The organism is Vibrio sp. LB10LO1, from assembly GCF_010092875.1.
Lineage (GTDB): Bacteria > Pseudomonadota > Gammaproteobacteria > Enterobacterales > Vibrionaceae > Vibrio > Vibrio campbellii.
Genome location: NZ_JAADJW010000010.1, coordinates 1 through 19,995 on the forward strand (window position 1 = coordinate 1; position 19,995 = coordinate 19,995).

Genomic DNA, 19,995 nt, shown 5'->3' on the forward strand with positions numbered 1-19,995 from the left:
CCAACGGCCCTGTGCTTACAAGAGATTCCCGACTACGCTCCTTCGTCGCTTTCGGTAATGACGAGAAACATAACCGAGAGAACAATACCCCGTCATTCCGACGAGCCTAGGCGAGATCAGGAATCTAATTGCCACACGCTCTTGGCTCAGTATTTCACCTCAAACCCAAACTATCCAATTGAATCCAAAAATAAAGGGCGCCGAAGCGCCCTTTTCTTGTACTTATTAGCAATAGTATAACTTAGTCTCTAGGGCTAAGTCCTACTCTTGGCTTGCCGTTGGTTGTGAAGTAGATTCCACTTGCTCTTTTTGTGCTTCTTTTCTCGCGCGGCGGTCAAACAAACGCTCAACCACGACGAAGAACACCGGCACGAAGAAGATACCAAGCAAGGTCGCACTTACCATACCGCCAAGTACACCTGTACCTACCGCGTTTTGACCCGCAGAGCCTACACCCGCACTGATTGCCAGTGGCACTACACCCAGACCAAACGCAAGCGAGGTCATGATGATAGGACGAAGACGAACACGTACTGCGTGCAGCGTTGCTTCAATCAAGCCCGCGCCTTTCTCGTAGTATTCCTTCGCAAATTCCACAATAAGAATCGCGTTCTTCGTTGCCAAACCAACAGTGGTCAATAAGCTTACTTGGAAGAATACGTCGTTATCCATACCGCGAGTCATTACTGCAAGTACCGCACCTAGCACACCTAGAGGCACTACAAGCACAACCGCGAATGGTACTGACCAGCTCTCATAAAGTGCTGCTAGTACAAGGAAGACAACCAGAATCGACAGCGCGTAAAGCATTGGCGCTTGGTTACCAGACAGACGTTCCTCGTAAGAGATGCCGTTCCAGTTCACCGTAAAGCCAGGAGGCAGTTTCTCTACCATGGCTTCGATTTCTGCCATCGCTTCACCGGTACTTACGCCCGGAGCCGCGCCACCTTGGATGTTCATCGCAGGTAGACCGTTAAAGCGTTGCAATAGTGGAGAACCGTAAGTCCACTCACCCGTTGCAAATGCCGAGAATGGCACCATTTCGCCCTGTGAGTTACGCACGTACCAAGAGTCGAAGTCTTTCGGCTGCATGCGGTGTTCTGCGTCACTCTGCACCATTACCTTCTTCACGCGTCCGCGGTCGATGTAATCGTTGATGTACGCACCACCCCATGCAGAAGCTAGGATTTGGTTTACATCGTTAATGCTCACATCAAGCGCGCGCAATTTCACGTGGTCGATATGAACTTGGTACATCGGTGCATCTGCCTGACCGTTTGGACGCACGCCCACCAATTTCGGGTTTTGTGCTGCCATACCTAGGATTTGGTATTGAGCCGCTACAAGCGCTTCGTGACCGTTACCGGTTGAGTCCTGTAGGTAGAAGTCGAAACCAGTCGCGTTACCCAACTCTTGAATCGCTGGTGGTGCAAACGCAAACACCATTGCTTCTTTAATCGTTGAGAAATAACCCATCGCACGACCAGTTAGCGAAGCCGCATCTGAACCTGGAGCTTCACGTTCTGACCAATCTTTCAGACCGATAAACGCCATACCCATGTTCTGACCTTGACCCGCAAAGCTGAAGCCCGCAACCGAGAAGACAGATTTAACATTGTCTTTCTCTTCCTCTAGGAAGTAGTTACGGACTTTTTCTAGTGTCTTTTCAGTCTGCTCTTGAGTCGAGTTCGGTGGCAAAATTGCCATTGAGAACACAGTACCTTGGTCTTCATCCGGTAGGAAAGACGTCGGTAGGTTCATGAATAACCAACCTGCGCCCGCACTCATCGCCGCGAACACCAATAGCATGCGACCGGTGCGTTTTAGCATTTTCGCTACGCCCGCTTCGTAACCCGCCGTTGCCGCATCAAACTTACGGTTGAACCAGCCGAAGAAGCCTTTCTTATCCGAAAATTCTGCATCGCCTTTCTTTAGCAAGCTCGCACAAAGTGCCGGAGTAAGAATGATCGCCACCAATACCGAGAGCGTCATCGCCGCTACGATGGTGATAGAGAACTGGCGGTAGATAACACCAGTTGATCCAGACATGAACGCCATCGGTACGAATACCGCAGACAGCGTCAAACCAACACCCACTAGCGCGCCAGTGATCTGCCCCATCGACTTCTTGGTTGCTTCTTTTGGATCGAGACCGTCTTCGTGCATTACACGTTCCACGTTCTCTACCACAACGATCGCATCGTCCACCAGCAAGCCGATTGCCAGAACCATCGCAAACATGGTTAAGGTGTTAACACTAAAGCCGGTCGCGTAAAGGATCGCGAACGTACCCAACAATACCACCGGAACCGCAATCGTTGGGATGATCGTTGCACGGAAGTTCTGCAAGAACAGGTACATGATCAAGAATACCAACACGATCGCTTCAAGCAGTGTCTTGATTACTTCTTTAATCGACGCATCAACGAATGGCGTTGTCTCAAACGGGTAAGCGATCTTCAAGCCATCAGGGAAAGTCGCACTTAACTGGCCAAGGCGTTCTTTTACTGCTTCTGCCGTTTCTAGCGCGTTCGCACCAGTACCTAGCGAGATACCAAGACCTGCCGCTGGGAAACCGTTGTACTGACCTTTGATATCGTAGCTTTCTGCGCCGCGCTCAACACGCGCCACGTCTTTCAAGTAAACGTTCGAACCGTTCGCTTCTGATTTCAGAATGATGTTTCTGAATTCAGCCACACTGGTTAGACGGCTTGCTGAAGAGATCGTCGCGTTAAGCAACTGACCTTTTTGTGCAGGTGCAGCACCCAACTGGCCAGAAGAAACCTGAGCGTTCTGCTCACGAATAGCGTTCGCAACGTCGATTGCCGTTAGGTTGAACTGAGTCAGTTTGAATGGGTCTAGCCAAACACGCATAGCGTATTGAGAACCAAACGCTTGCACTTGACCTACACCCGTTACACGGCTGATCGGATCTTGAATATTGGTAACAACAAAGTCGCCGATGTCGTTTTCTGTGAAGTCAGGGTCTTCAGAGTAAACCGCCACAACCATCAAGAATGAGGTGTTGGATTTGTTTACGATGATACCTTGGCTTTGTACTTCCATTGGAAGCGACGTCATCGCCAATTGCAGTTTGTTTTGCACCTGAACTTGCGCGATATCTGGATCGGCTTCGCTATCAAACGTCAGCGTAATGGTCGCGTTACCAAACGCATCACTGCTCGAATTTAGGTAGCGTAGGTAGTCCAGACCCGTCATGTTTTGCTCGATAACCTGAGTCACTGAGTCTTCTACGGTTTTCGCAGAAGCACCAGGGTAACGGGCATTGATAGAGATCGTGGTCGGTGAAATCGTCGGGTATTGAGAAACCGGCAAGTTGAACAGGGACATCACGCCCGCCAACATGGTCAGAATCGCAAGTACCCAAGCAAATACCGGACGATCGATAAAGAATCGTGCCATGATTATGCCTGCTCACCTGATTGGATGGTCACTGGGTTACCCGGTTGGATCATCTGTAGGCCGGTTGTGATGACTTTATCACCCACTTTCAAACCTTCTGTGATACGCCATTGGTTCCCAATAGACTCTGCCGTCGTCACTGGAGTGATAGACACTTTGTTGTCCGCACCCACAGTCATGACTGAGGCTTTGCCTGTTGCATCACGCGTAACTGTGTTTTGTGGGATAAGAATCGCCACAGGGTCCACACCTACCGTTACCGTTGCGCGCACGAACATGCCTGGTAGCAATAAGCCATCAGGGTTCGCGAATTCTGCACGTAACGTTACGCTGCCTGTGCTTTCATCTACGTTCACTTCAGTAAACTTCATCGTGCCTTTGTGCGCGTAAGTCGAACCATCTTCAAGCGTTAGTGTCACTTGAGCGGATTCGTCTTTTTGCAAGTGACCTTGTGACATCGCTGCTTTCAAACGGAGTAATTGAGCAGAAGATTGCACGATATCAACATTGATTGGGTCTAGCTGTTGGATAGTCGTTAACGTCGCCGCTTGGTTTGCCGTTACCAGCGCACCCGCCGTTACGTTAGACTTGCTGATCACACCGCTGATTGGTGCTTTCACTTGTGCGTAAGACAGATTGATCTTCGCCGTGTTGATTCTCGCTTTCGCTACCAACACTTGCGCTTTCGCTTCTTTGTACGCCGCTTCTGCTTCATCTAGATCTTGTTGGCTGATCGATTTCTTGGTGATCAACGCGCGGTAACGACGAACTGTTGAGTACGTCGATTCTTCCGATGCTTGAGCACGGATCAGTTCAGCTTCTGCGCTTAATAGGTCTGCTTGGAACGTAGAATCGTCGATCTGGTAAAGGGATTGACCTTGCTCAACCACACCACCCTCTTCAAAATTACGCTCAGAAATAATACCCGTTACCTGAGGGCGAACTTCTGCTTCTTTAAACGCTCGGCTACGGCCCGGCAGTTCTACTGTTAGCGCTTGGCGAACAGGTTCAACCGTCATTACCGTCACTTCTGGTGTCGGCACTGGACCACCTTGCGCTTGTCCTTCTTGGCTCTGTTCACACCCGACCAATAATAGGCTCGACGCAATCAAGAGCGATAGCGTGGTTCTACGTGTCATGAAAATTCTCTCTTCCTAACTAAAAAACGCGACTCAATAAAAAGTCAGCAAATATTAGTCGGGATGATAATTACTCAATGTTGTACATACAACAAAATTTACCGCTCTTTACGATAGACAAAAATGTTTGTTCTAAAGCTGTTATTGATATCTCAATTCAGCCTCTTTTTTATTGGAAAAATAAATTTTCTGTGAGCAATCAAAATCACACTTTTCTCAATAAAAACAAGAAAAAAGAGTAGACAAAACGAAAGAATTCGTGACAAAGAGCGTCAATAAAAAAATATCTTGGAGAGAAATTAATATAACCAGAACATAAACTGAAATGATAACAAAGTGACATTGAATGACATTTACACCTGGTTAACATTGAATCATAAACTGAACATTTACGCTTCGCTTTGCGTAATTAATTTTCAAATATGGACGTTGATTTCCTTCTTCATTTCCCTATAATTCGCTCCCCCTAAACAAGCTACCATACTAAATTAATTGATGATGAAAAGCCGAAATCAAGTAGTAGTAGGGAGATTTAATTGGGACAGGACGACTCACTATTTACAGCCATCCCCTTTGAATGGCAAAGCAGAAGAACAAGAAACGGTTAAGCTGACGAATAAGCAAAAAGCGCTGTTAAATTGCCTTGTTGATGCGTATCCAAACACGCTCAGCAATAAAGAGATTATTCAGCAAGTTTGGGGCTATGAGCACATCTCGCAAGAGAGTTTGCCTCAACTGATAAACCGCACTCGACGAACGCTGGAAGACAACGACAAAACCATTCTGGTTAACACCCCTGGAGTTGGCTACTCCCTCAGTTTTGAATTTGCTCTGGAAGAGCCAGTTTCTCAGCCAAAAGCTAAATCAGAAGAGCTGGCACCGAGGCTCGTGGGTAAACAGAATAGCAAGGTTTGGAATGTGATATTTGCCATCACTTTATTTGCCACTCTTTTCAATATTTGGGAAACAGCAAGAGCACTTTACTACCAACATGATTTCGAACAAGTGTTGAAAGCAGAACCTTACCCAGAAATGAACCGTTCGAAAGATGGCACAATCACGCTAACGATAGATAACCATGAATGTATTTACCACAAAGATCAGCTCTTACTTGAATGCCCATAAATACAAGACATTAGCCTTCTTGGTCGTGTTAAATGGCGTTCTATTATTTATCACACACCATTCAAAGGTTCAGCTATTTGGGAAAGTAGAGGCAATAGGATACCGTTGGACAACTTATACCGAGCTGTACAAAAGCCACATAGACTCCCAAATTCACTACTCTGAACTTGATTCTGGCGAAGAGAACTACCAATCCATGGAATATCACTACGAGTATTCCAAATCGAAAGGGAAAGACTATATTGTTCTGGGTCATGACAAGCCGGTAAGTGTCAGATACAACCGTGCCTACTATATTGATGAACAATGTAACGTCTTTTTCTTTGGTAGAGCCAAAAGAACCTTATCGAACATGTCTTTCCGCTGTGTATATTGAAGTACTAGCGTCAGTAAAATATTTTTAAAAAAGGCACCTTTGATAATCAAAGGTGCCTTTTCTCTTTTATTTTAGCCAATACTCACTAGGGTTAAACGCGGAACTGACTAACTTGTTTGTCTAGCTGCTGAGTTTGCTCAGACAACATAGACAAAGACTGTTGCGCTTGACTAACCACATCCACAATCGACGTACTGCTGTCTGCGATACCTTGAACGTTGCTGTTCACTTCATCACTCACTGAGCTTTGTTGACCCGCTGCTGTTGCAATGTGCGTGTTCATCTCGTTCATACGTGCGATCGCGTTGAGGATTTCAGCCAAAGATTCTGTCGCCAAGCCTGCCGATTGAATGGTGTCTTCGCTGCTGGTTTTACTGCCCTGCATCACTTCCACCGCTTGAGCAGCACCAGCTTGCAGCTTCTCGATCATGGTTTGGATCTCGCCAGTGCTCTTTTGCGTGCGGCTCGCTAGGGAACGCACTTCATCCGCTACCACAGCAAAGCCACGACCTTGTTCACCCGCACGTGCCGCTTCGATCGCTGCATTCAATGCTAATAAGTTGGTTTGCTCAGCGATACCACGGATAACGTCCAATACCGACGCAATGTTACTCACATCGCTGTCTAACGTATTGATCACTTGGCTTGCACTCTCAATCTCGCCCGCAAGATCACGAATCGCAGCAACAGTTTGTTCCAAAATCACGTTAGTATTGGACAGCTCTTCATTCGCCGTTTGGCTTGCTAATGCCGCTTCTGTCGCACTATCACTTACGTTACGGCTGGTCACCTGCATTTCATGCACTGCCGCTGCCACGGCTTCACTATCACGTTGCTGATCAACGGTTGAGCTAGCAATCGTCGACGTAAGAGAGTTCAAGTTGCTCATTTCATGACGAAGCGTGTTCGAGCTTTCTACTACTTGTGACACCGTCGCTTGGATCTTAGTCACGAACTGGTTAAAACCACCAGCCAATTGACCGATTTCATCCTGAGAATGGATGTTAATACGCTGACTTAGATCGCCTTCACCAGAGGCAATTTGCACCATCGCCTCTTTGATATCGTTGATTGGCTTAACCACGGTTTTAAGCAGCAATACCATCATACCCAGTGCCGCAATAATCACGATGGCAATGCCCGCCTCTAGAATGAACTCTGCACGCAGACCTGCTGCATTGATCTCCGACTTCAACGCCTTTTGCTTAACTTCAATCGCATCTTTAACCACGTTTAACTGCTTGCGAACGGCAACAAACTGGGTATCAAATAGGCCTTTGTGCTCGCTGTAGTAACTTGGCCATTCTGCTTGCGGGCTGTGAATCATCTCTTCATAGCTATCGAGCCATTTCTGACCCAATGACACAAGCTTATTAATTTCCATTGTTTGATGGGCAGGCAGAAGACCAGCTTGAGTCAGTTCGAGCGCTTTCTGCATTCGTGGTAAAGCTTTGTACGCATTGTCTTTATATTCAAAAAGGTGATGCTCGATCTCTTGCTGTGTTTCTGCCAACGCTAGGGCTTGGATAGCAGAAGTCGCTTGATAAAGATCGCGGTAGGCATCTTCTATCGTGAATAGGTTTGGAATGATTTGCTCATTAAGTGTGTCGCTTAGCTCCGTTTGTTTCCACATGGTAAGAACATTTAATACCGAGCTAATGGTCAGTAATGCAATCATCAAAGATAGAGGGAGCACTATCTTTTGCTTGATAGACAGGTTGCTGAACATGAATAGATACCTTTTGTTATATTGTTCAATATCGCGCCCAATTATAACAAAGAGATAGGACAAGTAATTCCACATACAGTGCAACGCATTATAATTATTTCTATCTTTACGACCAAGACTTCAAATCGAACAACCAACTGATTTATTAGACTATTTCCCTAGGAAGCAAGATCACAAATGACTAATTTCGAAAATCAGTCAGTGCACAACGAGACATTTTGATTAGATTGAAATATCGCCATCATGGGTTCAACTTTCGAGTAGCCCCACACGGAGAAACCCAAACACAATAGCGGTAACAGGAAATGGCCCAACGATTTGAACGTACCAAGCTTGCCCCTTCGAATCACTGTGGGCCTAAATACCTTCATACCTTTGGGTGGAAACTGGCCATCGATTAAGCCGCGCACACCTGGAGGCAACATAAATAAAGAGGCGAGCAAAAACGTGGAAAGTGGCATCCAAAAAAGCAGTAAGTGCGCCAAAAACTCCGCGCCTTGCATACCCAAAAACTCAAAACACTGAGGCTCCACAGTAATAGACACCAAATAGGGCACCCCCTTTAACTTGAACCATGCACCAAAAGCCACACCAATGATGCCTATCGCAATGAGCCGTACCAGCTTTTCTTTTTTCGTATACTCCGGTGCGTATTCCTTCATGCCCTTCCCTACAAAGATAAAAAACGAATCAGACAAGATTAAGAATGGCACGCCAAAGGGCAAATGTGTGGCTGGCTTTTGAGACACATACTGAGGAATGATGAAACAGAAAGAAAACAGCCTCAATATCGCTATTGAGGCTGTTGGAAAGTTGGGTTCCGAGTGACTTTAAATTACGCTTTCTTTACAAACTGCGCTGTCACCATCATCTCGCCAGCGCCATCAACTTTGCAGTCGAGCTGATGATCTTTGCCATCCTTGATGCGACGAATCACCGCTTTGGTGCCGATCTTAAGTACCAGCGAGCTGCCTTTTACTTTTAAGTCTTTCGCTAACGTGACCTTATCACCTTCTTGCAGCAACGTGCCGTTGGCATCCTTCACGTTTACGGCATCTTCGTCTGCCGCCTGAGTCGGGTTCCACTCGTAAGCACACTCCGGGCAAACAAGATGGTCTTGGTCTGGGTAAACGTATTCTGAGTTACAATTTGGGCAAGGAGGTAGAGACATAAGTAATTACGAGCTAATGAATTTGCCGTTATGGTAAAGGGTATTGCTCACCTTATCGAGTAGATTTGTCAAAAAACGCTAGCCCAGCTTATTCTCGATATCCCCGTACTAGAATGGTTATATCTTCCAATAACTGAGCACACACCTTTCTCTTCCGCTGTAAGTATTTGCTGTTTTTTTAACCAAAACAGACTAACAAGAATTTTTGCTCTCGTAACTTTCGTCAAAATACTATTTCTCTGTTCAACAATCCGTTGGCCAAAAAATAAAAACATTCATAAACCTGGGGCTATTACGCTCACATATTAAACAAGTTAATTGATAATTAAATCAGGAAAAAATCATTAAATTTCGGCTGACAACAAATATCAAAACCTCTTTTTATAAAAAGAATTGAAGTTGCCATCAAGAATTAAAAAAAACGGCTATTGAGTCTTGAATCACTTTGAATATAACTCAAGGATAAATTATCAAGTTATTGATTTTTAATGGAATAACTTTTCACCACCATTTCAACCAAAACCCGAACTGCCCTTTTTGCAAACCCCATAACTTCCCCCTTAATCTGACCTCGACGATGTACTAACAAGAGGCTCAAGAATCTCTAATTAAGTTAGAAACAAAGTCGAAAACACCTAAATAACAAAGAAGTTAATAACAACCAAAAAAGGAATCGTATCGAATACGCTTCCAACCATGAGGGAATAATAATGGGCAATTTAAAGCAGAATTTATTCATCACACTGCCATTAACTCTACTTTCCGCATCAACGTTCGCGGCAATTAATAGCAGCTATGAGGTTTCGTCGATCACACTCAGCGCTGACCACAATGAAAGCCTTGGGGCCCCGATGCCTTTTTATGCGAATGGGAAAATGCAATCAAAGCTGAATGTTACGGTTGCCTTCGCTGACCGATACGGTCAACCAGTGACGGTAAGCAACGACGAAGTAAAGAATTCGATTTCGTTTTACCTAAAGAGCAATGATGTCCAACTAGGCAGAGACAAAGACTGTAGCTATGGCCGCGACTGTTGGGGCTACACATACAACGAGAATGACTACGCACACCAAATCAGCGGCGCGTATCGCAGTGCTGAAAGCCTTCCTAACTCACGCGTTCTTTCAACGGCATCCAACAAGCTGACAGCTTGGGTATATGGCAACGAAACCGCTCAATATCGCCAAGTTTGTGCACAAATCCAGTTCGAGGGTGGCAACGTCTACGACAGCTGTGCCTACCCATACGATGAAAGTGCGCTCTACCAAGGTGTGCAACCTAAAGAGTACAGTGCTTCTGAGTTTGCCGACATTGGTACAGGTGAAAGAGTTTGGAAAGACGACGGTGACGGCTTCTACTTTGAAAAGGCAGAAATTCGTAACTTCTACATCACACCAACAGACACTTCCATCACCATGACCAAAGTTGCCATGGATAACTGGGAAGAGTCGAACAACGACAAGGTCTTTTTACGAGACGAATGGCTTGGCTGTTACGGTGATTGTCCAAACGGATTCCGCTCAGTCAAAGGCTACATCTTTGAACCAGGGAGAGAGCGCACGGTTTCAGACGAATACGTATGGAACAGCGCTGCTAGCCAAGGCCGTACGGCAACGTGGCGCGTTAACCAAAAGCTGCGTTCTGTGACGCTAAGTCAGCTGCTTTTCTCTGGTAACACATCAATTAATGACTCTCAAAAAGAGTACCGCTTCACCGCTTATGACCAGTACGGAAACAAAGCGCGTCTTAAACTGACTTACCCTCAAAGCCAATTTAGCGGCGGTGGTCAGAAGTGGGACTACACCAAATGGAACCTAGTTAACCAATAATTTCTCGGCCTTAGAAAAACGTTAGCCCACACTCGCTGGGCTAACTTTCGCCTTAAAGGAGGCACTATGTCTAATTGGACTTCAAATGCGTTTAACTTTGATAGTTTTTGTTCAGGGGGCGTAGACCAAAGAACAAGAAGCTACTCCTATCAAATTCTTCTCGGTTCCTTAGTCGGCAACTGGCTAAAAGGCCCTAACCTTGATATCGCTCTGCAATTTTCTCCCTACTCGACAGATAACCTAGGCTTCGGCAAAGGTTGGAAGTTAAACATTCCAAGATACGATCTAAAAAATAAGCAACTGCATCTTGCGAATGGACAGTCTTATCGAGCTGAATTAGGTGCAAACTACAAACTTGATCTCCGCTACAAGAAGCTGCTCGATTTCTCCGTAAAAGGCGATGCCAGCGGTTATGAAATTACTTATCGAAATGGTCGTAAAGACATCTTAGATGATCACGGTAACCTAATTAAAATCATTCAAAGTGATGGCCATGCTTTGCATTTTTCTTGGTTAAACATCGGCTCAGAAAAACGCCTGAACAAAGTCTGGGATGACCGCACATCTGAGAGCCAACCACTTTTGCTTATCGTCCACGTGAATCCGGGCAGAGTGAATATTTTCACCAACATTGGCAGTGCACACGAAGCGTATTTCAGCCTTATTTTGAACAATAATAACCTTGTTCAATGTAACCTATCCGAAGATGCAGGTAGCTATGACTTTGGCTACAAAACGATTGGGGCTTATAACCTAATTCAGAGTGTCACCCACCCTTGTGGGATGCTTGAGCAACTTGCCTATGAAGCAAATGGGATCAGAGTCAACACCAACACTTATCTCCCAGCGGTGACTTCTCATCGTGTACTGACTCGAAACTCGCCCATTATTACCACGGAGTATGACCGCGTAAATTCCGATAGCCGCAACTTTATGGGCTACGGCGTTCAGGGCGGTAGCTTAGGTGAAGGCATCGATAACCTTCTTGAACGTGGGTTCGAATACGCATACCAAGTACAAAAAGTGGAAGGTGGGACGATTAAGACCATTCAAACTTACAACCAATTCCACTTGCTGGTTAGAGAAGAACGCCTAGTAAACAATGAAGTTGTTCACCTCAAGACGCTTGGCTATCCAGCGCGTAACAATGAGAATTTTGCCAACCAGCCAGCTCAGTATGCCTTAATCAACAAAGAAGAGCAGAAGTGGTCATCGGGTGAAGATAGCCATCTACAAACTCGTCATTGGGATTACGATCAATACGGCAACATGTTGTCTTTCAAAGATGAAAACAACATCACTGAGTTTTATGAATATTACTCGTCAAAAGGGGAGTCTGGCTGCCCTGCTTCGCCTTCTGGCATGGTGAACTTTGTGAAGTCTCGTACCCTAAGTAATGGATCTGAAGAACGTAAGATCTCCTATGAGTACGGTGAAACGACTGGTTTCAACAACCAAAAGGATGTCGTACTGCGCTTAGAAAATGCTCATGACCGCTACCAAAGCCATTACCGCTACCACGAGGATAAAGACGAGGCGTTTTCTTTAGGTCGTTTAGCATCAATCAAGAACGATATCATACATGCAGATGGTACCTTCTCAAAAACCTCAAGCTATAAGTACACCTTGGGCAATGAGACGGTCGAGGAACATGAAGAACTGGTGTGCCACGACAACACCAAAACTAACGTCGTTGTCGGCCATTATTTTGATATCGGCGAAATCGCTCATCACGTAGACGCAGATGGTGTTCGCTGTAGCTTTGAATATGACTCGCTACGTCGCACTAAAACCGAACGTATTGATGGCAGTGCAGCACGATCATACCAATACCTTGTCGATACAACCCAAGCTCGACAAACTTTGGTGCTGACGGACTGTAAAGGCAACTTATGCGAACAGAGTTGGGATGGCCAAGGCAGAGAGTTAGAAGCGAAACTTGGCAACACAACCACTTGGAAGAAAGAGTACGACGCGCTCGGTCGCCTAGAAAGTAAGAGCTCATTTGATGATCTTCCCGATAAAAATGCACGCTCGATTTCTGTCACTCAAACTGAAAGGTATGAATACGACGATTGGGGTCAGGTTAAAGCCACTACGCTGCCGAATGGCAATCGTCACATTGCGTTTAACAACCTTGCAAGCCGTCAAAAAACACAAGGCATTGAGGGCTTAGCGTTAACAGTTAGCAATTTAAACAGTTGGGGATTGGAAGATAGGAAACAACAGGGTGATCGTGTTTGGCATTATGAATACGACGCTTGGGGTCGACTGAAAAAAGAAACCGATCCTGCGAGTCAATCGAAAAGCTATCAATACGATAAGTTTGATCGTGCGATTCATATTACTCAAGCTAACAATGTGGCTCAGCAGATCACCTACGCAGCGCATACTGATCAAACGCAAGTCACCAAACTAGAGATCGGTTCGCAGATCGTTGGTCAGCGTGACGTAGACGGGTTGGGACGACCTCTTGAGCTTCGTCGAGGGGCGAGCAATCGAGCTTCTTTAGCTTGGACGTACGCAGATAGCAGTAATATTCCAGAAACGGAAACCAGCTTGTCTGCGCCAACAAGACGCTTTACTCGTGATGATCAATTAGGCGTTCTCAACGAGAAAGAATCCGGCGATCAGTTAACGACATACCAATACGATCCCGTTTCTGGCCTACCAACGGGCAGCCAAGATAACAACGGCAGTCGCAGCACGATCACGTATTCCTCAACAGGCCTACCTGAGTTTGAACAGCATGATGGAAGTATCCGCCAATATGCTTACTCAAAAGGCGGCGTGATTTCCTCCATTCAAGGTGCGCGTGATAGCCGTCAGTTTGGTTACGATGAGCTTGGCCGATTGGTCAAACTCAGTACGGATAACGCTACTGTCGAATACGAATACGATCAGTTTGATCGCGTTATTGAAGAGCGTTTGACATCCGGCAATCAAACACAAATCACCGAGATTGAATGGGATGAATACAGCCGCGAAATCAACCGCGCGGTGGCACTCAACGACGTTTATATCTTTGAGCAGTCTCAAGACTACAACGAACTTGGTTTGCTTTGCTCTCGCGAAAAAGAATGCGCGACGCAGGGCAAGGTAACGGAGACGTACACCTATGATTCACTCTCGCAGCTAAAACGTGTCGATTTCTTAGGTAGTGGTCCGCTCAGTGATTGGGGGCAGCCTATCGTATTCCTTGAATGGAGCCACGATGACCTAGGCAATATGTTGACTCAACGCTGCGTAACCAACGAGTCCCAAGACTTCGCGAATTACTACTACGAAGCGGATGATCCAACACAGTTAACACGCATCACTCACACGCACCCTCAACTTCCTAGTCAAACCGTACTGAAATATGACCAGAACGGAAACATGATTCAGGATGCCGAAGGTCGAGAGCTTCGTTACGACCACTTCGACAAACTCACTAGCGTGCTGTCCGGCAATACAGAATGGCAATACTCATACGACAGTAATGATCGCCTAATCCGACAACATTCTGGCTCCGAAAGTCGTCAGTTTGAGTATTTGTGGAGTGACCTCGCGTCTATCGAAGAAAATGGCAGCGTCACTCACTACATCTACGATGATGGCGTGCCGAAATGGTCAGAGCAAGGTTCTGTGGTCTCTATGCTAGCAACCGATCAAAACGGCTCTGTTATCGCTTCCAACACAGCTGGTCAAACTGGCTCGATGTACCGCTACTCTCCATATGGACAACGCGAACAGGTGGGAAATACCAATGAGCAATAAAGATTCTGTATTCATTACTCCGCTTAATCGACGTGAGTTTCTGATTAAAATCGGCCAAACCAGTGCAGTGGCGGGTGGCATTTCATTACTGCCAACTTCTGTGCGTCTTGCAATGGCACAATCGATGACGGTCTCCCCTTCACACTTAGGCTTTAACGGCGAATGGTTGGATCCGGTACTTGAGGGTTATCACCTAGGTCAAGGTTATCGTGTCTACCAGCCGAAGTTGATGCGCTTTAACGCCCCAGACAGTCTAGCGCCATTTAGCGAGGGCGTGCACAACGCTTACGTATACTGTCACAACGACCCAATTAACTTTACTGACCCAAGTGGCCACTTGAACATCAGTAAAATCTTGTTTGGTGCGTTCGGTATCATTGCGGGGATTGTCGGGATTGCGCTTGCGGCCCCAACCGGAGGCTCAAGCTTGGTTCTTGCTGCTGGTATCATCGGCGGCATTGCAGGCATGACCAGTGGTGCGCTCCAGCTTGCGTCGGGCATCATTGATGACGGCGACATCTCACGTAAACTGGATATCGCCACCATTCCATTTGACATTATTGGCGTGGTCAGTGGCGGCTATTCGGCTTTCAAATCGGTACAAAACTTACGTTGGGTACGAGCAGGCGGGGCTTTAGAAGATGTTACTCAACCGGGGCTTGGTTCTCGACTGTGGAACAAAATTCGTCCATCCGGCGAGTACAACCTTGAATGGGCACGCAAAACAAACCCAGCGATGAGGATCGGCAGCTCAGAAGGTCAGGTGATTGCAACCAAGATGGTACAAGGCGGCAAAACCATGACTTATACGCCTCCTCCGATTCACGGCGGTTTTACTAAGATTCTGCTTGGTCAAGTGAAAGTAGGCGCTCGTGGCTACACCATCTACCAAGGCATCATGACCGCACGTTCTATCGGCAGTCTTGGTTGGTCAGTGGTTAAAACCATCCCAGGAAGATTAGATAGCGGGAAGTCATCAGCAGAGAGTATGGTGACGGAAGGAAGAAGTGCAAATCCAGAAGCAAGAAAGACCCAGTTGTATTCTCTGGAGGAAACTCGCCAACGCGTCAAATACGGAAATGACGTGCAAAGAATGATACGTCAATTACCTTTGTCGTAGCGCACGATATGAAAAGCCAGTGTGAAAACTCTGGCTTTTTCTTCTTAGTCAACTTTTGTTTTTTAATCAGCTTTTGGCTTGTTCGAGCTTACGCAGGTTGGTCATTTGCTCCATAACTTTATCGACGGAGAAGCTCGGAATGTCTTGTCTTGGAGGGAACTCTTTAAATGACTTCAACATTTCAGCGACTTTCTGCTGAGCTGGGACTAACAAGAACACGTGCTCAAATTGCCACTTCTTGTAGCCAAAACCTTGATCGCCCTTCTCAAGTGGATCGACTTGAAGATCGAAAATCATAGGAAGGCGCAGATTCGTTAATTCTTTGGTCCACACTTCCCAGCCTTCATGTTCTTGGATCTTAAAGTGCATCTTGAAGCGTTTGTCACGCATCGCTAGAAGCTCGCCATCGTCAGACCAATAGAAGAACTCATCACGGGCTGATTGGTCTGTTTTGCCCGTAATAAAATCAACTTGGTTGTAACCATCAAGATGGTTTTTGTAAGTCTGGTCTGCCGACGAAGACTTATATCCTTTTAACAAGTCTTGCTTAATGGTGTCATTACCTGCAATAGATAGTAGCGTTGGGAACCAGTCTTCACTCGCGAACATATCATTCAGCTTGGTATTTGGCTGAATATGACCAGGCCAGCGAATCATTGCAGGTACGCGGAAGCCTCCTTCCCAACCAGTGTTCTTCTCACCACGGAATGGGCTAAATGCCGCGTCAGGCCATGTCGCATTCATTGGGCCATTATCTGTGGTGTAAATAACAATGGTGTTATCCGCGATCTTCAAGTCATCAAGCTTATCGAGCAAATCACCTACCATGTTGTCGTGCTCAACCATACCATCTGCGTATTCCCCAAGCCCAGTTGTACGGTGCTCGGCTTTAACGTGAGTACTGATGTGCATGCGCGTTGCGTTGTACCATAAGAAGAATGGCTTATCCGCTTTGACCTGACGCTCCATAAAGTTCATCGCAGCATCAAGGGTCTCTTCATCGACCGTTTCCATACGTTTGCGCGTGAGTGGCCCTGTGTCTTCAATTTTGCCATCGGCATAAGAGTGGATAACGCCACGCGGGCCAAAGTTTTTACGAAACTCGGGATCTTTCGGGTAATCAGGATTCTCGGGCTCTTCTTCTGCGTTTAAGTGATACAGGTTACCCATGAACTCATCAAAACCATGATTGGTTGGCAACATATCGTCTTTGTCGCCCAAGTGGTTCTTACCAAACTGGCCCGTTGCATACCCCATGTCTTTTAAAGCTGTCGCCATGGTGATGTCTTGCATCTGCATGCCTTGCGCGGCGCCCGGCAGACCAACTTTCGTTAAGCCAGTGCGAGCCGGCATTTGACCGGTGATGAAAGTACTGCGACCCGCAGTGCACGACTGTTGAGCATAGTAAGTTGTAAATAGCGCCCCTTCTTGTGCGATGCGGTCGATATTTGGCGTCTCATAACCCAACATACCTTGGTTATAAGCAGAAATATTGCCATAACCGACATCGTCCCCAAATATAACTAGCATATTAGGTTTAGAAGCCGCATGGGCTGCTACTGATGATGTGGCGGCCACCATCGCGAGCGTGAGAGTAGATTTATTTATCTTCATAATATTATTTCTATAATGGTTCTTGGTTGAGTGAATCAATAAATATTTAAAAAGGAAAAGGAGACTCACTACGCATGTTTCAGAACAGCATTGTTTATATATAGAAATTGACGGCAGATATATTCAATATGTCCACCGTTTCAGAATTAATATTGAGTGTTTAGCTACGGCCTCTCAACTCTATAGGCTGAGACTCATCCACTTGGCTCTTAGTGACTAAGCCACCAGCACGAGCTTCATTCCGCCCTTTTAACTTGATATTAGAGTCAAGCACACGCTCATACTTTACTTGATTGCCCTGCGGCATAGTCATATCGATCGTACCCGTGTATGTGCCTTCACCAGCAACTGCTGCGTTACCAAAGCAAACTGCAAGACCCAGGATTATCAGCCTTTTCATAACTAACCTCTCTTACTCTATTATTGAAATAGTGTGTTTCTAATAACTTGAGTAAAAATGATTACTCAAGATTTATCGATATAATGATATAGAGAAGTTAAAACAAACAAGGAAATATCACCTTTCCAAATTGGACAGGAAATTAACAAAGATAAGATTAAAACAAAAAGTTATATTAACTATAACTTTTTGTTTTAACTCAAATCATATGATAAATAACACTAAATAAGAATTTACTAATTGTTTATTTCTTTATTGTATATTGAAATAAGGTTATCAATATCTTCCTTTATGCCCTACTCTACAAGCTCTACCGTTCCTTGGTTCAAATCCAAGATACAGACTGATTCTTTATCGAAGGGCATTGTGTATATACATTGGCCGGAATCATCATAAATATGACTCCCTCCCATCCCTCTCAAATTTGGGTCATTCAAGGCATGAGGCCAATTGCATTGCACGACGAAGGCGCCCGCTTCTTTTGCAATAAGAGATGCTCGCTCGTAGTAGCCCTGTGTTTGCTGCTCTTGTGATTGTTGACCGATGTAACTAGGCCAAAGGATCAAACTGGCTTGTTCTTGTACCTCAGATAAAAACCATTCGATGTCATCAACCTCTCGACAAATGACACTCGTTATTGATGATTGCGCCAAGTTAAGCAGTTCACGTCTTTCGCCTCTTGCAAAGAACTTGGCCTCACTTTCCGTTAGCCCTACTTTATTCCATTGCGCCAAGACGTCACCATTAACATCGATACATAGGTAGCTGTTAAATATACGCTCGCCTTCCGTTAACGGCGCACCAATAAAAAGCGTGGTCTTGTAATCGAAAGCAAGCTTACATAGCGCCTGAATAGCCTGATGAATAGTTTGAGGCTCCGATTGCTGTTTGATGTTGCGATGGAAACCGCTAAGGCTGAGTTCAGGGAAAACCAGAGCATCTAACGCCCTCATACTCTCAACATGAGAAACGATTGTTTTTAGATTTTCTCGGACCGTCCAACTCATCCTCATCTGAACTACACCAACCTTCACTCTTAGCCACCTCCCTGACCTTTCAAATTTATAGGATTGTTCGGTTACTCGTCTCACTTCGACGTACCAACCCTTTCAATTCAAATAACTTTTCAATACCTTTTAACACATTCAAATAAGCAATGAGTTTATGAACAAACGGATTCATTCAAAAGCGTGACATTTAACGGAGATAGAAGCTCTCTAAAAAGAATCCATCACCGAGAACGCTGCTAGTTAGGCTCAAGCAATCATGGACTCGTCATTGCTAAGAAAACAATATCAACAACTTAAAAAGATTCAAAACGTATGGCACGAGAGATGTCGTATTTTGATTTGTCGTCAAAGAGAGCTGGGAGTACTAGGCTCACTTCTCTTTAGAAAATAAAAAGGAAAAACAAAATGCAATGCCCAAAATGCAATTCTGACTTTGAACAACTGCAAACTCCGCTAGGCGATGTTGAACGCTGCACTGAATGTAAAGGCTTATGGATCGATGCCTACGAAGTGGAAGCGATGAAGCCGTTAGCTGATGTGATTGATTCAGGTGACGAAGAAATCGGAAAAGCCTTCAATGCAATTGATCGTATCGATTGCCCTGTATGCCCAAACAATCAACTGCTTCGATTAGTCGATCCAAAACAGCCTCATATCTGGTTTGAAAGCTGTCCTACGTGTAAAGGTCGCTTCTATGACGCTGGTGAATTTAAAGATCTAGCGACACTCGACCTATCCGATTTTTTCAAGAAATTCGGCTTGATTGAGCGCGTGTAATTAGTGACATTGAACTCCAAAGGAATGGTGTTAATACATGGATGTTAAAGCTCAGCTAACACAGAGAAGAGCTGAAAAAGGATTGGGAAAGGCGTGCGAAGGCGTATTGAGAACACTTCCTGAGTGGTTTGGCCGCGAAGAAGCTTTGATGGAGTATGTCGCCGAGATCGACGCCTTAGATACTTATACAACTTGGAATGGTAATAACCTGGTTGGTTTTTTCTCTGTGAACTACCACAACGCTTACTCTGCAGAACTGCACGTACTTGCCGTACATAAAGATCACCACCGCCAAGGTATTGGCCTACTTTTATTTCAAGCGATTGAAAAGGAGTTGAAAGCAAAGTCCGTGAAGCTGTTACAAGTCAAAACATTAGGTGCTTCTGCTAATGATCCGAACTATGAAAAAACGAGACACTTTTACACAGCATTGGGCTTTTACCCCCTAGAAGAAATCGAAGATTTTTGGGGAGAAGGAACACCTTGTCTCTTTATGGTTAAAGCGCTCTGAATCATTCGCCTC

The 19,995-nt window shown here is 45.5% G+C and carries 14 protein-coding genes; 6 read left to right on the forward strand and 8 right to left on the reverse strand.

The window, feature by feature from the left end:
* Positions 1-261 precede the first annotated feature (261 nt).
* Entirely contained in the window at positions 262-3,423 is a 3,162-nt protein-coding gene (locus tag GXP65_RS09085) for an efflux RND transporter permease subunit (protein ID WP_038889556.1), read from the reverse strand.
* Positions 3,424-3,425: 2 nt separating this feature from the next.
* Positions 3,426-4,562, reverse strand: a complete 1,137-nt coding sequence (locus tag GXP65_RS09090; protein ID WP_162092628.1) for an efflux RND transporter periplasmic adaptor subunit — start codon at positions 4,560-4,562, stop codon at positions 3,426-3,428.
* Between the two features lie 498 nt (positions 4,563-5,060).
* Here GXP65_RS09090 and GXP65_RS09095 point away from each other — a divergent pair, with 498 nt between their 5' ends.
* A complete protein-coding gene (locus GXP65_RS09095; RefSeq protein ID WP_162092684.1) occupies positions 5,061-5,687 on the forward strand; it encodes a helix-turn-helix domain-containing protein in 627 nt (208 codons plus the stop codon).
* 467 nt (positions 5,688-6,154) lie between these two features.
* Here the strand turns inward: GXP65_RS09095 and GXP65_RS09100 are convergent, their stop codons facing one another.
* From GXP65_RS09100 to GXP65_RS09110, 3 genes are all read right to left on the reverse strand, one after another.
* Entirely contained in the window at positions 6,155-7,792 is a 1,638-nt protein-coding gene (locus GXP65_RS09100; protein WP_162092629.1) for a methyl-accepting chemotaxis protein, read from the reverse strand.
* 194 nt (positions 7,793-7,986) lie between these two features.
* The gene (locus tag GXP65_RS09105) at positions 7,987-8,454 is read right to left on the reverse strand and encodes a hypothetical protein (RefSeq protein WP_162092630.1); all 468 of its coding nucleotides are present in this window, start codon (positions 8,452-8,454) and stop codon (positions 7,987-7,989) included.
* Between the two features lie 173 nt (positions 8,455-8,627).
* Positions 8,628-8,963, reverse strand: a complete 336-nt coding sequence (locus GXP65_RS09110; protein WP_005426222.1) for a zinc ribbon domain-containing protein YjdM — start codon at positions 8,961-8,963, stop codon at positions 8,628-8,630.
* Positions 8,964-9,673: 710 nt separating this feature from the next.
* Between GXP65_RS09110 and GXP65_RS09115 the strand changes: the two genes are divergently transcribed.
* The 3 genes from GXP65_RS09115 (at position 9,674) to GXP65_RS09125 (ending at position 15,671) form a co-directional block, all read left to right on the forward strand.
* Entirely contained in the window at positions 9,674-10,792 is a 1,119-nt protein-coding gene (locus tag GXP65_RS09115; protein ID WP_162092631.1) for a hypothetical protein, read from the forward strand.
* A gap of 66 nt (positions 10,793-10,858) precedes the next feature.
* A complete protein-coding gene (locus GXP65_RS09120) occupies positions 10,859-14,551 on the forward strand; it encodes an RHS repeat protein (protein WP_162092632.1) in 3,693 nt (1,230 codons plus the stop codon).
* Complete coding sequence (locus GXP65_RS09125) at positions 14,541-15,671, forward strand: RHS repeat-associated core domain-containing protein (RefSeq protein ID WP_043882966.1); 1,131 nt, start codon at positions 14,541-14,543, stop codon at positions 15,669-15,671. Before GXP65_RS09120 ends, GXP65_RS09125 begins: the two co-directional genes overlap by 11 nt.
* A 66-nt stretch (positions 15,672-15,737) precedes the next feature.
* Here the strand turns inward: GXP65_RS09125 and GXP65_RS09130 are convergent, their stop codons facing one another.
* From GXP65_RS09130 to GXP65_RS09140, 3 genes are all read right to left on the reverse strand, one after another.
* Positions 15,738-17,285, reverse strand: coding sequence for an arylsulfatase (locus GXP65_RS09130; RefSeq protein WP_162092633.1), 1,548 nt, complete (start codon positions 17,283-17,285; stop codon positions 15,738-15,740).
* Between the two features lie 160 nt (positions 17,286-17,445).
* A complete protein-coding gene (locus GXP65_RS09135) occupies positions 17,446-17,685 on the reverse strand; it encodes a hypothetical protein (RefSeq protein WP_045377997.1) in 240 nt (79 codons plus the stop codon).
* Positions 17,686-17,981: 296 nt separating this feature from the next.
* Entirely contained in the window at positions 17,982-18,719 is a 738-nt protein-coding gene (locus GXP65_RS09140; RefSeq protein ID WP_162092634.1) for a carbon-nitrogen hydrolase family protein, read from the reverse strand.
* A 381-nt stretch (positions 18,720-19,100) separates the two neighbouring features.
* Here GXP65_RS09140 and GXP65_RS09145 point away from each other — a divergent pair, with 381 nt between their 5' ends.
* Positions 19,101-19,472 (forward strand): zf-TFIIB domain-containing protein, encoded by a 372-nt coding sequence (locus GXP65_RS09145; RefSeq protein WP_050906477.1) that lies wholly within the window; start codon positions 19,101-19,103, stop codon positions 19,470-19,472.
* A gap of 37 nt (positions 19,473-19,509) precedes the next feature.
* Positions 19,510-19,983, forward strand: a complete 474-nt coding sequence (locus GXP65_RS09150) for a GNAT family N-acetyltransferase (protein WP_162092635.1) — start codon at positions 19,510-19,512, stop codon at positions 19,981-19,983.
* The last annotated feature ends 12 nt before the right edge of the window (positions 19,984-19,995 follow it).